General features: G+C 64.0%; 12 protein-coding genes. 5 read left to right on the forward strand and 7 right to left on the reverse strand.

What is annotated here, in order from left to right; all coding sequences use genetic code 11:
• Positions 1-26: 26 nt before the first annotated feature.
• The 6 genes from JC607_RS14185 to JC607_RS14210 form a co-directional block, all read right to left on the reverse strand.
• Positions 27-1520 carry a UDP-N-acetylmuramoyl-L-alanyl-D-glutamate--2,6-diaminopimelate ligase gene (locus tag JC607_RS14185; RefSeq protein ID WP_198837577.1) on the reverse strand — a complete coding sequence of 498 codons (1494 nt, stop codon included), beginning with the start codon at positions 1518-1520 and terminating at the stop codon, positions 27-29.
• Between the two features lie 51 nt (positions 1521-1571).
• A complete protein-coding gene (locus JC607_RS14190; protein WP_198837578.1) occupies positions 1572-3362 on the reverse strand; it encodes a penicillin-binding protein 2 in 1791 nt (596 codons plus the stop codon).
• A 3-nt stretch (positions 3363-3365) separates the two neighbouring features.
• Positions 3366-3731 carry a cell division protein FtsL gene (locus JC607_RS14195; RefSeq protein WP_198837579.1) on the reverse strand — a complete coding sequence of 122 codons (366 nt, stop codon included), beginning with the start codon at positions 3729-3731 and terminating at the stop codon, positions 3366-3368.
• 1 nt (position 3732) lies between these two features.
• The gene (gene rsmH / locus JC607_RS14200; protein WP_198837580.1) at positions 3733-4731 is read right to left on the reverse strand and encodes a 16S rRNA (cytosine(1402)-N(4))-methyltransferase RsmH; all 999 of its coding nucleotides are present in this window, start codon (positions 4729-4731) and stop codon (positions 3733-3735) included.
• Positions 4732-4734: 3 nt separating this feature from the next.
• Positions 4735-5238, reverse strand: coding sequence for a division/cell wall cluster transcriptional repressor MraZ (locus JC607_RS14205; protein ID WP_198837581.1), 504 nt, complete (start codon positions 5236-5238; stop codon positions 4735-4737).
• An 855-nt stretch (positions 5239-6093) separates the two neighbouring features.
• Positions 6094-7215, reverse strand: a complete 1122-nt coding sequence (locus tag JC607_RS14210; protein WP_198837582.1) for an Mrp/NBP35 family ATP-binding protein — start codon at positions 7213-7215, stop codon at positions 6094-6096.
• Between the two features lie 99 nt (positions 7216-7314).
• Here JC607_RS14210 and JC607_RS14215 point away from each other — a divergent pair, with 99 nt between their 5' ends.
• Positions 7315-7488, forward strand: coding sequence for a hypothetical protein (locus JC607_RS14215; RefSeq protein WP_198837583.1), 174 nt, complete (start codon positions 7315-7317; stop codon positions 7486-7488).
• A 17-nt stretch (positions 7489-7505) separates the two neighbouring features.
• A complete protein-coding gene (locus JC607_RS14220; protein ID WP_092896164.1) occupies positions 7506-7718 on the forward strand; it encodes a DUF1127 domain-containing protein in 213 nt (70 codons plus the stop codon).
• A gap of 700 nt (positions 7719-8418) precedes the next feature.
• On the opposite strand, the gene lepA is transcribed toward JC607_RS14220, so the two are convergent.
• On the reverse strand, positions 8419-10218 hold the full coding sequence (gene lepA / locus JC607_RS14225) for a translation elongation factor 4 (RefSeq protein WP_198837584.1): 1800 nt from the start codon (positions 10216-10218) through the stop codon (positions 8419-8421).
• Positions 10219-10326: 108 nt separating this feature from the next.
• On the opposite strand from lepA, the gene JC607_RS14230 reads away from it, so the two are divergent.
• The 3 genes from JC607_RS14230 (at position 10327) to JC607_RS14240 (ending at position 13407) form a co-directional block, all read left to right on the forward strand.
• Positions 10327-11544, forward strand: a complete 1218-nt coding sequence (locus tag JC607_RS14230) for a hypothetical protein (protein WP_198837585.1) — start codon at positions 10327-10329, stop codon at positions 11542-11544.
• A 221-nt stretch (positions 11545-11765) separates the two neighbouring features.
• Entirely contained in the window at positions 11766-12077 is a 312-nt protein-coding gene (locus tag JC607_RS14235; RefSeq protein ID WP_233092908.1) for a hypothetical protein, read from the forward strand.
• A 1060-nt stretch (positions 12078-13137) separates the two neighbouring features.
• A complete protein-coding gene (locus JC607_RS14240; protein ID WP_198837586.1) occupies positions 13138-13407 on the forward strand; it encodes a hypothetical protein in 270 nt (89 codons plus the stop codon).
• Positions 13408-13428: the final 21 nt, after the last annotated feature.

The raw sequence follows: 13428 nt of genomic DNA on the forward strand, positions 1-13428 counted from the left end.
ACAGAAAATGCAGGTTGCGGCGCGCATCAGATCAGCCCGTCCAGCGCGGCTGTGGCGACCGAGGCCTGTTCGACATCGTCGAAAGGATAGATTTCGCCTTTGATGATCTGGCCGGTCTCATGGCCTTTCCCGGCGATCAGGAGGGCGTCACCGGGGAGGAGCGCGTCGACGGCGCGCAGGATCGCCTCGGCGCGGTCGCCGACCTCATTGGCCTCCGGGCAGGCGGCCATGATGTCTGCGCGGATGGCAGCGGGCTCTTCCGAGCGCGGATTGTCGTCGGTGACGAAGAGGATATCGGCATTGGCCTGCGCGGCCTCGCCCATCAGCGGGCGCTTCGTGCGGTCGCGGTCGCCGCCGGCGCCGAAGACCACGATCAGCCGGCCCATGACATGCGGGCGCAGGCCTTGCAGCGCGGTGGCGATGGCATCGGGCGTATGGGCGTAATCGACATAGACCGGCGCGCCATTTCTGCGGGTCGCCGCCAGCTCCATCCGGCCGCGCACGCCTTTGAGGCCGGGCAGCGCCGCCATCACGCGGTCCGGTTTCTCGCCGCAGGCGATCACAAGGCCCGCCGCGAGCGCAACATTTTCCGCCTGGAAGGAGCCGGTCAGGCTCAGCCGCGCCTGGAAGGGTTTGCCCTGCCACAAAAGCCGCAGCTCCTGCCCGGTCGCATCGGGGCGGATCGCTTTTATCTGCAGATCGGGGAGCGGGCCGGTCTCGCCGCGCCCGACGCGCAGCACCGGCAGGCCGCGCGCTTCGGCAAGCTCGGCCATTTCAGGGCCATAAGCGCCGTCGAGATTGATCACCGCCACCGCGTCATCGGGAAGCAGTCGGGTGAAGAGACCGGCTTTCGCGGTGAAATAGGCCTCCATCGTGTGGTGATAGTCGAGATGGTCCTGGGTCAGATTGGTGAAGCCCGCCGCTTTCAGCCGCACGCCTTCGAGGCGGCGCTGGTCGAGCCCATGCGAGGAGGCCTCCATCACGGCATGGGTGATGCCGTCACCGGCTGCATCTGCCAGCATGGCATGCAGGGTCACCGGGTCGGGGGTTGTATGCGCGGATGGCGCCTGCCAGTCGCCTTCGACCCCGGTCGTGCCGATATTGATCGCGGCATGCCCAAGCGCCTGCCAGATCTGACGGGTGAAGGTCGACACAGAGGTCTTTCCGTTGGTGCCGGTGACGGCGGCCATCACGGCAGGCTGGGCGCCCGACCAGAGGGCGCTTGCGCGCGCGAGGGCCTCGCGCGGTTCGTCCACCACGACCAGCGCCACGTCTTTCAGGCCGATCGCTTCGGTCCCGATCAGCGCGCCCATCGGATCGGTGAGGATCGCGGTCGCCCCCTTTTCCAGCGCGGTCGCGATGAAATCGGCGCCATGGCGCAGGCTGCCAGGCAGCGCCGCAAAGAGGAAGCCAGGCCTGACCGCCCGGCTGTCAGCCGTGATCCCGGTCAGGACCGGATCCCTCGCCTGCCTTGCCTTCAGCCCCAGCCCCAGCCCCGAGAGCCGCTTTTCACCCGCCATATTTCACCCGTTCAGTTCGCTGCCGCTTTCAGCCGCAGCTCTGGCACCCGTTCAGTTTGCCGCTGCTGTTAGCGCAGCTCCGGTGATGGGTTCAACTATCGGCCTCACGTCAAGCAGCGGCGCAATGCGCCGGATCATCTCAGCGGTGACCGGCACAGAGGTCCAGCCGGCAGTGCGCCGTGGCCGTGGCCCCGAGGTATCGGCGGGCTCATCCAGCGTCACGATCACCACATAGCGCGGGCTCGAGGCCGGGAAGGTCGAGGCGAAGGTATTGATCACCTTGTCCTTGTAATAGCCCCCGGATTTCTTGGGCTTGTCGGCAGTGCCGGTCTTGCCCGCGACCTCATAGCCTTTGACCTCACCAAGGCTCGCCGTGCCATGCGTCACCACCGAGCGCAGCATCGAAACCGATTCCTTCGCGACCTTCTCGCTCATCACCCGGATGCCCGAGGCGGGGCCCTTTTGCTTGAGGAGCGTCGGCTTGACGTAAAGCCCGCCATTCGCGATCGAGGCATAGGCGGCGGCGAGATGCATCGGGCTTGCCGACATGCCATGACCGTAAGAGGTGGTGATGGTCACGATCTCGGGCCAGCGTTTGGGAATCAGCGGCTTCGCGCCCGGGGCCTCGATCAGCTCAAGCGGCGTCGGGTCGAAGAAGCCAAGCGATTTCAGAAAGGCCTGCTGGCGCTGCGGCCCGATCATCAGCGCGATATGGGCGGTGCCGACGTTCGACGATTTCTCGATCACCTTGCGCACCGAGAGCATCGGGCCGTAATTCTTGCCCTCGAATTCCTTGATCCGGTGCTTGCCCCAGGTCATCGGCGCATTGGCATCGACCAGGGTGTCGGGCGTCACAAGGCCCAGCTCCATCGCCTGAGCGGCGGCGAAGATCTTGAAGGCAGACCCCAGCTCATACACCCCCTGCACCGCGCGGTTGAAGAGCGGGCTGTCCGAGGGTTCGTCATCCTTGCCGACCAGCGGCACCGGGCGGTCATTGGGGTCGAATGTCGGCGCCGAGGCCAGCGCAATAATCTCACCCGTGCGCACATCCATCACAATCGCCGCACCGCCGCGCGCATTCAGCATCGAAATCCCGGCGGAAAGCACCTCTTCGACCGTGGCCTGCACGGTAAGGTCAAGCGACAGTTCCAGCGGCTGGCCAGCCTGGGCGGGATCGCGCAGCCGCGCATCCATCGCCTTTTCGATCCCGGCTGTGCCGATCACCTCGGCGGAATGCACGCCTTCTGCGCCAAAGGAATAGCCGCCCAGCACATGCGCCGCGAGCGAGCCGTTCGGGTAAAGCCGCATTTCGCGCGGGCCAAACAAAAGCCCCGGATCGCCGATCTCATGCACCGCCTGCATCTGTTCGGGGCTGAGAACCTTCCTCACCCAGAGAAACCGGCGCCCGTCGGTGAAACGGCGTTCCAGGTCTTCGGCCTTCAGATCGGGAAAAATCTCGGCCAGTTTGCGCGCCGAGCCTTTGGGATCGACCATGTCTTTCGGATGCGCGTAAAGCGCCGAAGTGGTCATATTGGTCGCAAGGATGCGACCATTTCTGTCCGTGATATCGGCGCGTTGCGCGACAATCTCGGCCCCCGGCGCCGACGCCACCGGCTCGACAGGCTCTGAGGCCGCCAGATGGCCCATCCGGACCCCGATGGTCAGATAGGCGCAGCCGAAGGCCAAAGCGAGCAGCCCCAGCCGGGCCGAGGCGCGCGGCTGGCTTTTGTCGCGGATCACTTCATGGCGGCGTTCGAGATTCTCGCGCTCGATCAGATCGGGGTTTTCACCGTTCTGGCGCGCCTCAAGGATACGGGCAAGCGGGCGGAGGGGCGTGCGCATGGATCAGAGCCCCTCTTCTGCACTGGCCGAGGTGATCTGGACCGCGCCGACGCCGTCGGGCAGCTCGATCGCGGGGATCTCGGGCACCGGATAGGCGACGCTTGCGGTGGCGCCGAACTGACCCGGCTCCATCGGCATCAGTGGCACACGTTCGAAATTCAGCGACACCAGATCCCGCAAGCGGTCGGGCCGGTTCAGCCAGGCCCATTCCGCCTTTTGCACCGACAGGCCCTCACGCAGGCTGGCAATCTGGCGCTGCAGCCCCCGGACCTCACGCAGCACTTCCTGGGTCGCGTAGTTTTCGCGATACGCCCAGAAGCCAAGGGCGATCACCGAGAGGAAGGTAAAAACGTAAAGCACGGGGCGCATGTCAGGACCGTCCTTTTTGCGAATTACGGGTCACATGAAACCGGGGAAGCCCGAGCGCCGCCGGATCGGCGGCCAGGGCGGGCGCATCGGTGCGGATGCCGACGCGGAGCTTCGCAGACCGCGCGCGCGGATTGGCGGCAAGCTCTTCCTCATCGGGACCAATGGCCTTTTTCGACGCGAGCCGAAAGCGCGGGGTGACAGCATCCCGCGCCGGCGCATAGCGGTTGGCAGCGGGTTCGGCACCCGAGGCCTGCTGGAAGAACCGTTTGACGATGCGGTCTTCGAGGCTGTGGAAGGTCACCACCGCCAGCCGCCCGCCGGGCTTCAGAATGCGCTCTGCCGCCGCCAGGCCTTCGGCCAGCTGGTCGAATTCGGCATTCACCGCGATGCGGATCGCCTGGAAGCTGCGGGTCGCCGGATGGCTTTCGCCGAATTTGGGGCGCGGCAGCTGTTTCGCCACCACCTCAGCCAGTTGCAACGTGGTGGTGAAAGGGCTGGTCTCACGCGCGGCCACAATCGCGCGCGCGATGCGGCGCGAGGCACGTTCTTCACCGTAATTATAAAGGATATCCGCGAGATATTCCTCGCCCGCAGTGTTCACCAGATCGGCGGCCGATGGCCCGTCCTGGCTCATCCGCATGTCCAGCGGGCCGTCTTTCTGAAAGGAAAACCCGCGCTCTGCCTCGTCGATCTGCATCGACGACACGCCGATATCAAGGACGACGCCATCCGCCGCCTCACCGGCCAAAGTATCCAGATCGGAAAAGGTGCCCTGCGCCAGCGCGATGCGCCCGCCGAACTCCGGCAGCCAGGAGGCCGCCATCTGATGCGCCAGCGGATCGCGGTCGATGCCCAGAACCCGCGACGCACCCGCGCCGATCAGGCCTTTTGCATAGCCCCCTGCCCCGAAAGTGCCATCAATCCAGAAGCCTTCGACCGGGGCTGACGCCGCAAGCAAGGGCCTGAGGAGCACCGGGATATGCGGTGCGCTTCCTGCCATCGCTTACACTCCGTCATGCGGCAGGAGCGAGAGGAGATCCGCGCCATCGGGCAGGTCGAGATCGATCTCTTCCTGTGCCGCCATTTCCGTATCATAGGTCTCGCGCAGCCAGATCTGGAACGTGTCCAGCGCGCCCGCAAAACAGGCCTCGCCGGCATCGGTCAGGCCGATCCGCTCGCGTACCTTCTGCGGCAGCACGAGACGGCCATCATCATCGATTTCAACGGTCTGCGAGAGGGTGATGTAATTGCGCTCAAGCGCCTTGCGCTGCGGCGTGCCGGGCGCGAGCCTGCGGATCTTGTCTTCCATCACGGCCATCTGCCCGACGGAATAGCATTCGACATAGGCCTGGCCGGCGCGACCACCATAGACCATCACAACACGCGGGCGCGAGGTCCCTGCCCCGGCGTCACCGGCTTCCAGGATACGGCGAAAAGGCGCCGGGATCGAAACCCGCGCCTTTGCATCTACCTTCTGGTAGAACTCGCCTCTGAATGCCTCAGCCATTGCTTTGTGCCGGCCCTTGTTGCGTCGTCTGTTGCGTCTGTCCCTGAGCCTTGCGACCCGATGAAATTCGCCTTGCGGCGTCAGTCTTCTGGCCCGTCGGCCGAATTCTCATGATCCAGAAATGAAATGGGCGGATCGGACTGCTGCCACTGTCCGATCCGCCTCTGTCCCATCGCTGGGCGTCCAGCTACGCGCGCCACCTGGGGGAGATGTCTGCTCGCTCGCGCGCCGGATCTCTGTCGTCCGATGAAAGGGTTTGCCTGTATGAGCTGCCTTTTTTCGCCTTTATTCGGGGTCTTCGTCCGCCCCTGACGTCTTTGTTTGCCCGTCTCATCTTCCGTGCCCTCAACATGCCTGGGATTTCATGGTCTGACAAGGGAAATGTTGGACCCTGATGGCAATATCTTGTCCGGGATGGGATGGGAAAACAGGATCTTGTGGCCCTCACGCTCCATCACGACACTATATCTATGGCTCTCCTTTGCGTTACTGTCGATATATTGGAGAATCCAGCCAAACCCATGCAATCCCGGAGCATCGAAGTTTTTTCCGGATCAGGGCGCAAGGTCCGCAGAAGGCAGCGCGTCATTCCCAGCCACATGCACGCGCCGCCCCTCTCAATCCCGAAGATTCACCCGCCTGAGGTGAAATCGCCCCCTCAGTTCCATGAGATTCCATGTCGCTTGATTCGGAGGCCCGCAGTTCCATCCCATCCCATCCCGGAGCCGCCTGCGCGCCCCGGCCGCGCTCAGAGGGGCCGGAAAAGCAAAACCCCGCCACCGGGGATGGGTGGCGGGGTTTTCAGAGCTCAGGGATCGGCGCGGCGCAGGGGGCGCCTGCCGGTGACAGGGGCCGTCAGGCCATATTGCCGTCGATCAGGCGGCGCGCGAGACGGTCATAGGCCTCGGCCAGCGGACCATCGCCGGTGGCAATCGGCGCGCCGGCATCACCCGCCACCCGCACATCCAGCGCCAGTGGCAGCTCGCCGAGGAAGGGGATGTTCAGGCGCTGCGCTTCGGCAGGGACGCCGCCATGGCCGAAGATATGCGCCTCATGGCCGCAATTGGGGCAGATATAAGAGGACATATTCTCGATCAGGCCAAGGATCGGCGTTTTCAGCTTGTTGAACATATCGATGGCTTTCAGCGCGTCGATCAGCGCCACATCCTGCGGCGTCGAGACCACCAGCGCGCCGGTCAGCTGCACGCGCTGTGACAACGACAGCTGCACATCACCCGTGCCGGGCGGCAGGTCGATCAGAAGGATATCCAGCTCGCCCCAGGCCACCTGGGACAAAAGCTGCTGGATCGCCCCCATCAGCATCGGGCCGCGCCAGACCACCGCCTCGCCCTCTTTCAGCAAAAGCCCCATCGACATCATGGTCACGCCATGCGCGACCACCGGCTCGATGATCTTGCCATCGACGGAAGACGGGCGTTTCGAGACCCCCATCATCCGCGCCTGGCTCGGCCCGTATATATCTGCGTCCAGCAGGCCCACGCGCCGCCCCTGTTTCGCCAGCGCCACCGCAAGGTTCGAGCTGACCGTCGACTTGCCGACGCCGCCCTTGCCCGAGCCGATCGCGATAATACGGTCGATCCCCGAGAGCTTTTGCGGCCCGCCCTGCTGCGGTGTCGGATGGCCGCCGATCTTCAGGCTGGGCGGCTCGCCCCCCGCGCCCGAGCTGCGCACCACCGGCCCCGCTGGTTTCGGGGCCACTTTCGCCGCCGGGCCATGCGCCGTCATCACCACCTGGACCGAGGTGATCCCCGGCAGCGCCTTCAGCGCCGCCTCAGCCGCCGCCTGGACCGGCGCGAGCGCCCGCGCCTGATCTGCGCTTTCCGCCTCGATGACGAAACGCACCACGCCACCATCTACCGAGAGCGCGCGAATCAAATCGCGCGACACCAGGGTGCCGCCCCCTGGCAGGGCAATCCCCGCCAGAATCTCCGTTACCGCTTCACGCGTGGCTGTCATCGCTCTCTCCGGACAAATCGCTGGCTGAGACTCGGCAGTTTTTGCGAAAAGGGCAAGGGGCGGAGAAAGATCTGTTCGCAGACTGCCTGATCTTTAACCATGTCTGTTTATATCAATGACATAGCTCCGGAAACAGCCATGCGATTGCTGCATGGCAGCATTGCCGGGCCGTCTATTGTGCAAACGCAGAAAAGCCCGCATGTTAGCGACAACGGAAAGCAACAGACCGGCACGAAGATCCGCCAAACCTGGCAAGACCACCGCCGATCCTGACGCAAAGGCTTGATGAAATGGCATATGTGAACACCTCCCGCGCCGCTTTGGCCCGCCCCTCGCTCTTCGGCGATGTTGTCGAGGCCCTGCGCAACGCAATCGCACGTCGTAAACTCTACTCGCGGACCCTTGAAGAGCTTCGTTCGCTCTCGGATCGTGATCTGTCGGATCTGGGCCTCTCGCGCGCCATGATCACCGAAGTTGCCCGCGAAGCCGCTTACGGCAAATAAGTTTCCCGCTCCGGATCTCCTCCTCCTCCCTGGATCCGGCGTGAAAATGGCGTCACCGCCCTCCTCCCAGGTGGCGCCAGCTTTTAAAGGGCAGCAATGCCCGCTCCATTCGGTGGCCCACTCCTCCTCCCTCGGGCCTTCGAACCAGCGGCGACCCCCTCCTCCTCCCTGGGGTCGCCGCATCAGATACCGGCCTGCAGCGCTTATGCGCCGGGCCAGACGAGTTCGGAGCCCCTCTCCTCCTCCCTTGGGGCCTCCGGAAACAGCAGCGGCTCCCCTCCTCCTCCCTGGAGCCGCTGCGCAAAATAGTGGCCCCCCGTCCCTGTGACGCCCGGGCCAGACAAGTTCGGAGCCCCTCTCCTCCTCCCTGGGGTCTCCGGAAAGCGCGGCGGCTCCTCTCCTCCTCCCCGGAGCCGCTGCGCCCTCCCAATAGGGCACAGGCCTGATCCTCGTGTCCGATCGGTTCGGCGGCGCTCTCCTCCTCCCTTGCGCCACCGGAACTTGCGGCGGTCCCTCTCCTCCTCCCTCGGGACCGCCGCCCTCCCCTCCCTTTTTCACCGTTAAAGATGCCAGGGCCGGGCCAAGGCACCGGCGCGCAGCGGAACAAACCGGTTGCAGCATTGGCCAGTTTCGGCGGGCCAGAATCAAAAAGGCCGGCGCAAGCGCCGGCCTTTTTGATTCTGAACGGACAAGCTGCCCGTCAATTGTCCATCTTGAGCGCCTGGATGAAGGCGGTCTGCGGGATTTCGACCTTGCCGAACTGCCGCATCTTCTTTTTGCCTTCCTTCTGCTTGTCCAGAAGCTTGCGTTTGCGCGTCGCGTCGCCGCCATAGCATTTCGCGGTCACGTCCTTGCGCATCGCCGAGAGCGTTTCGCGCGCGATCACCCTTGCGCCAATCGCCGCCTGGATCGGGATCTTGAACATATGGCGCGGGATCAGCTCTTTCAGCTTTTCGACCATCACCCGGCCCCGCGCCTCGGCGCGGTCACGGTGAACCATCATCGCCAGCGCATCCACCGGTTCTTCATTCACCATGATCGACATTTTCACGAGATTGTCCTCGCGATATTCCGACAGGCTATAGTCGAAGGAGGCATAGCCCTTGGTCACCGATTTCAGCCGGTCGTAGAAGTCGAACACCACTTCCGCAAGCGGCAGGTCATATTCGACCATGGCGCGCGGCCCGGCATAGGTCAGGTTCAGCTGGATACCGCGACGGTCCTGGCAAAGCTTCAGGATATCGCCGAGATATTCATCCGGCACCATGATCGTCGCCTTGATGCGCGGCTCTTCGATATGGTCGATATAGGTCAGGTCGGGCATATCGGCGGGGTTGTGCAGATCGCGCACCTCGCCGTCTTTCATATGCAGCTTGAACACCACGCTCGGCGCGGTGGTGATCAGATCGAGATCGAACTCACGCTCCAGCCGCTCGCGGATCACTTCAAGGTGCAAAAGGCCAAGGAAGCCGCAGCGGAAGCCAAAGCCAAGGGCCGCCGAGGTCTCCATCTCATAGCTGAAGGACGCATCATTCAGCGCGAGCTTTTCGATCGCATCGCGCAGCGCCTCGAAATCGGCGGCATCGACCGGGAAGAGGCCGCAGAACACCACCGGCTGTGCAGGTTTGAAGCCCGGCAGCGGCGTCTCGCAACCCTTCCTCTCATGGGTGACGGTATCGCCGACACGGGTGTCGCGCACCTGTTTGATGGAGGCCGTGAAAACGCCGATCTCACCCGGCCCGAGCTCGGCAATATCCTTCATCTTCGGCGTCAGCACGGCGAGACGGTCAATCGGATAAACCGCATTGGTCTGCATCATCCGGATGCGTTCGCCCTTTTTGATCACGCCATCCATCACGCGGATCATCACGACCACACCGAGATAGCTGTCATACCAGCTGTCGACCAGCATCGCCTTCAAGGGCGCATCGCGGTCACCTTTCGGCGGCGGCAGGCGCTGAACGATGGCCTCCAGCACATCCGGGATACCAAGGCCCGATTTCGCCGAAATCGGAATCGCGTCTGACGCATCCAGCCCAATCACGTCTTCGATATTGGCCTTAACCCGGTCAGGATCCGCCGCCGGAAGGTCGATCTTGTTCAGGACCGGCACGATTTCATGCCCGGCATCCAGCGCCTGATAGACATTCGCAAGCGTCTGCGCCTCGACGCCCTGCGAGGCGTCAACCACCAGCAGCGACCCCTCGACCGCCCGCATCGAGCGCGAGACCTCATAGGCGAAGTCCACATGGCCGGGGGTGTCGATCAGGTTCAGGATATAGGTTTTCCCATCCTTCGCCGGATATTCGATCCGGACGGAGTTCGCCTTGATCGTGATGCCACGCTCGCGCTCGATATCCATCGAGTCGAGGATCTGCGCCTTCATGTCACGCTCGGCCACTGTGCCGGTCATCTGGATAAGCCGGTCGGCGAGCGTGGATTTCCCGTGGTCGATATGGGCGACGATGGAGAAATTGCGGATGTGATCAAGTTGGGTCATGGCAGCGGGATATAGCGGGATCCGTGAGAGCCGGGAAGAGGGGCAAGCAGACTGGAAGCTGCGATTTTCATAGTTTACCTTCGCCCGTGGAATAAGAAGACGGGCAGAATGCGGAAACCTGGTAAGAAAGCGCTGCTCCGGGGCCTCGCGGCGGGCGGGCTCGGACTGACAGTGGCGGGGCTTTATGCCTGGTGGAAGATTCGCGGCGCCTTTCCCGGGTTTGCGGTTCTGTTTCTGACCATGGCGCCCGGGCCCGCGACCGTCGCGCTGCTGAGCGGGATCAGCGATGACGAACTCGCCTCCGGGCAATATGCGCTCATCCTTGAGGATTTCGTCACCGGCGCCGGGCCGCGCCTGATCACCGACGGCGCAACGCTTGCCGGGCTGCGGCCATCGCTCTGGTATCTCGACGCATCCGGCGGCGGCAATGTCACGGGCGATATCACCGGCGCGGAGATCTCTGGCGAAACAGCCCGCGCCCCGGTTGCAGAAATCGGCACGCTCTTGAAAGATGGCGCGGCGGTGCGGACCTTCTCCTGCCCGACGATCCAGTGCCGGACCTGGCCTGCCGGGGCGGACAGCCCCGAAAACTGGGGCATGGGCGCCCTGAGGGACCCCGTCCCGCATTCGGCCCCCGCAGAGCTGATCACCAGCCATTTCGAGAATTACGAAGCCTATCTGATCAATCATGAGGCCATCGCCAGTGATCCGGGCCGCTGGTTCGCCGATCCTGGCGCCGAGGTGGTGCAGCCGCCCGATACCGGGCTGCGCCGGATCCATATCGACCTGCCGTCAGAACTGGTGACGCTGCGCGACCCGGTCGGCCTGCCGCCCGAAAAGACGCCTGAGGGGATGTCTGAAACCCTGCCCGATGGTGTTGCCGGGGAGGAGGCCACGCGCCTCACAGAGCAGGCAAAGGCCTGGCTCGGCGACGGCCCCGGCACGGTCACCTCGGTCCGGGTCACCGCGCCAATGCCATTTTTTGTGCTGCAAGACGGCGCCTATCTGACCGATGCCGGCAAAAACCGCGTCCTGCCAGGGATCGGCTGGCGCGACCGCGCGATCACCATTGAGTTGCCCGAAGCGCGGCTTGACGAGGTCACCGCGCGGATTGACACCAGCTTTGCGCCTTCGCCCGATCTGCTGCGCCTCACCGATGCGGTACATCGCGGTTTTGACAGCTGGGGACTGGATACCAGCTGCCTCCCTGGCTGCGGCATCGCCGATCAGTCGCGAATCATCCAGGCTGCAGAAGTCACCGTCTCGCCCAGGCCAAGCTGGTCGATTTCAAGCTGGCGTGTCATCCCCGAAGATCCCCTCGACTGATCCGGCGTCGATCCGCCCCCTGGGGCAGCCGATCTTGCGGCAGACCCGCCTCCTGCCCCCTGGCGCTTGTAGTTTCCGCGATCACGTCTTTTTTCCCGGCAAAAGGCCGCCTGGCCTCCTGCGAGGATTGAAAAAAGAGGCGATTTTTGGCAATATCACTGGCAGAAAAATGACCGTCGGGCGGAGGGAAACCCCGTTCGCGGCACTTGAGGCAGAACATCATGAAACCAATCATCTCCCTGGCGCTTGCCGCCGGTGTGCTTCTTTCCACCGCCTCCATGACGCTGGCTGGCCCGATTGAATCGGCCTGCATGCGTTCGGGTCGCGAATCCGCAAGCCGCGCCCTTTGCGGCTGCATCCAGCAAGTCGCGGATATGACCCTGAAGGGTGGCGATCAGCGCCGGGCGGCAAAGTTCTTCCGCGATCCCGATCTGGCCCATACCGTCTGGATCTCGCAAAGACCGGCCGATGATGCATTCTGGGACCGCTACAAGCAGTTCGGTGCCATGGCCGAATCCTATTGCGGCGGCTGAGGCGGGCTCACCGGCTCCCATGTACTGTTGTGCTCTTCGGGCTGTGTCCGGGCAGGGTCTCCCCCGGTCAACGGGCAGCCACAAAGGCTGCGATCTGGCGTTTCCTGATCTCCCTCTGACCCGGAGATCAGGAATGCGCCCCCTCCTGAGCCGCAGGGCCGGCGTCAGGCATAAAAGACATCTCCCGGGGCGACCCGCTTACGAGCACGGGCAGGCATCCCTGCCCGAGGCCCAGATGCCCCCGGTCGCCACGGCGCATGGGCAGGCAGGTGATGTCCTCGCACCAGACCCTCCCCGCACAGCCGGGTGCCGGTCATGACAGTGCCCGCCAGCTTGCAAACATTCGCGGCGGGGCCGGCCCCCAGAGCATAAGCCGCGCCCCGGCTTTGATCTTGGGGCCAAAGAGGCCGATGACGTGACCGGGGCGCTCAAAAAGCGGCGTGAGGCACTGGACGACCTGATCCCACGGAAGAACAGCAGATCCTGACGATGCTGGAAACCGATCCGGTGCAGTGCGAGATCATGCGCAATCACGACGACCCGCATTGCGGCCGTGATCGGTGATCGGTGATCGGTGATGATCTGTTCGGCTCTGTCCTCGATGGCAGCAAGAGCGCGAAGGAGGCTGTTATCGCTCTACTGATGGAGAGCGCCAATTCGCAGATGGTCAAAGGTATCGGCAGTCTGTTCGGCAATGGCTTCACGGGCTTCCCCGGCGGCCTTCTGTCATATGATGGCGGGGGCTCTACCGGCGATGCGCCACGCTCGGGCGGTCTGGACGGCAAGGGCGGATTTCTCGCCCTGATGCACCCACGGGAGACGGTGACGGATCACACGCGCGGCCAGAGCGGCGGCGACGCGGCGGCGGCGGCGGTTCTTCGCAGGTCGATATGCGGGTTTCGGTGGATCAGGATGGCAACTGACGCGCGGCGGTCGAACGGATATCGACCCGCACCGCCGGTAATGTGGTCAGAAAGGCTGCGCCGGCGATTATTGGTATATCTGTTGCTTCGTCTGCGGAGGCCTCACGCCAGTCCAAATCGGGCCTGGGGTTGCGCTGATGCGCCGGTTGTCCCGCCTGCACTGCAACGCCGTCACCGATGCGCTGCAAGGCGAGAAGGTTCGCCCGCCGCAAGCTGGTCTGATTCTCTGGAACACTTTCCAGCGCCTGAGCCTGACCCGCACCTATCACCCGGCAGGCCCGAATGCGCTCCAGCCCTCGGAGGTGGAAGCATATTGCCGGATGATGCGCCTCGCCCTGGAGCCGCGTCACATCTCGATCCTGATGGAGACGGATTGGACCTGTCCCGGTTCTGTTCCGGTCTTCTGAGAGCGATGCTCTCTTCAAAGG

It is taken from the genome of Paracoccus sp. IB05 (genome assembly GCF_016405985.1).
Lineage (GTDB): Bacteria > Pseudomonadota > Alphaproteobacteria > Rhodobacterales > Rhodobacteraceae > Pseudogemmobacter.

What these genes read in the sequence shown, in the direction of transcription:
- rsmH (WP_198837580.1), bottom strand. Translation starts at nt 4,731, where the DNA reads ATGGCAGGAAGCGCACCGCATATCCCGGTGCTCCTCAGGCCCTTGCTT.
- JC607_RS14185 (WP_198837577.1), bottom strand. Translation starts at nt 1,520, where the DNA reads ATGGCGGGTGAAAAGCGGCTCTCGGGGCTGGGGCTGGGGCTGAAGGCA.
- JC607_RS14235 (WP_233092908.1), top strand. Translation starts at nt 11,766, where the DNA reads ATGAAACCAATCATCTCCCTGGCGCTTGCCGCCGGTGTGCTTCTTTCC.
- JC607_RS14230 (WP_198837585.1), top strand. Translation starts at nt 10,327, where the DNA reads ATGCGGAAACCTGGTAAGAAAGCGCTGCTCCGGGGCCTCGCGGCGGGC.
- JC607_RS14195 (WP_198837579.1), bottom strand. Translation starts at nt 3,731, where the DNA reads ATGCGCCCCGTGCTTTACGTTTTTACCTTCCTCTCGGTGATCGCCCTT.
- JC607_RS14210 (WP_198837582.1), bottom strand. Translation starts at nt 7,215, where the DNA reads ATGACAGCCACGCGTGAAGCGGTAACGGAGATTCTGGCGGGGATTGCC.
- JC607_RS14205 (WP_198837581.1), bottom strand. Translation starts at nt 5,238, where the DNA reads ATGGCTGAGGCATTCAGAGGCGAGTTCTACCAGAAGGTAGATGCAAAG.
- lepA (WP_198837584.1), bottom strand. Translation starts at nt 10,218, where the DNA reads ATGACCCAACTTGATCACATCCGCAATTTCTCCATCGTCGCCCATATC.
- JC607_RS14215 (WP_198837583.1), top strand. Translation starts at nt 7,315, where the DNA reads ATGTCTGTTTATATCAATGACATAGCTCCGGAAACAGCCATGCGATTG.
- JC607_RS14190 (WP_198837578.1), bottom strand. Translation starts at nt 3,362, where the DNA reads ATGCGCACGCCCCTCCGCCCGCTTGCCCGTATCCTTGAGGCGCGCCAG.
- JC607_RS14240 (WP_198837586.1), top strand. Translation starts at nt 13,138, where the DNA reads ATGCGCCGGTTGTCCCGCCTGCACTGCAACGCCGTCACCGATGCGCTG.
- JC607_RS14220 (WP_092896164.1), top strand. Translation starts at nt 7,506, where the DNA reads ATGGCATATGTGAACACCTCCCGCGCCGCTTTGGCCCGCCCCTCGCTC.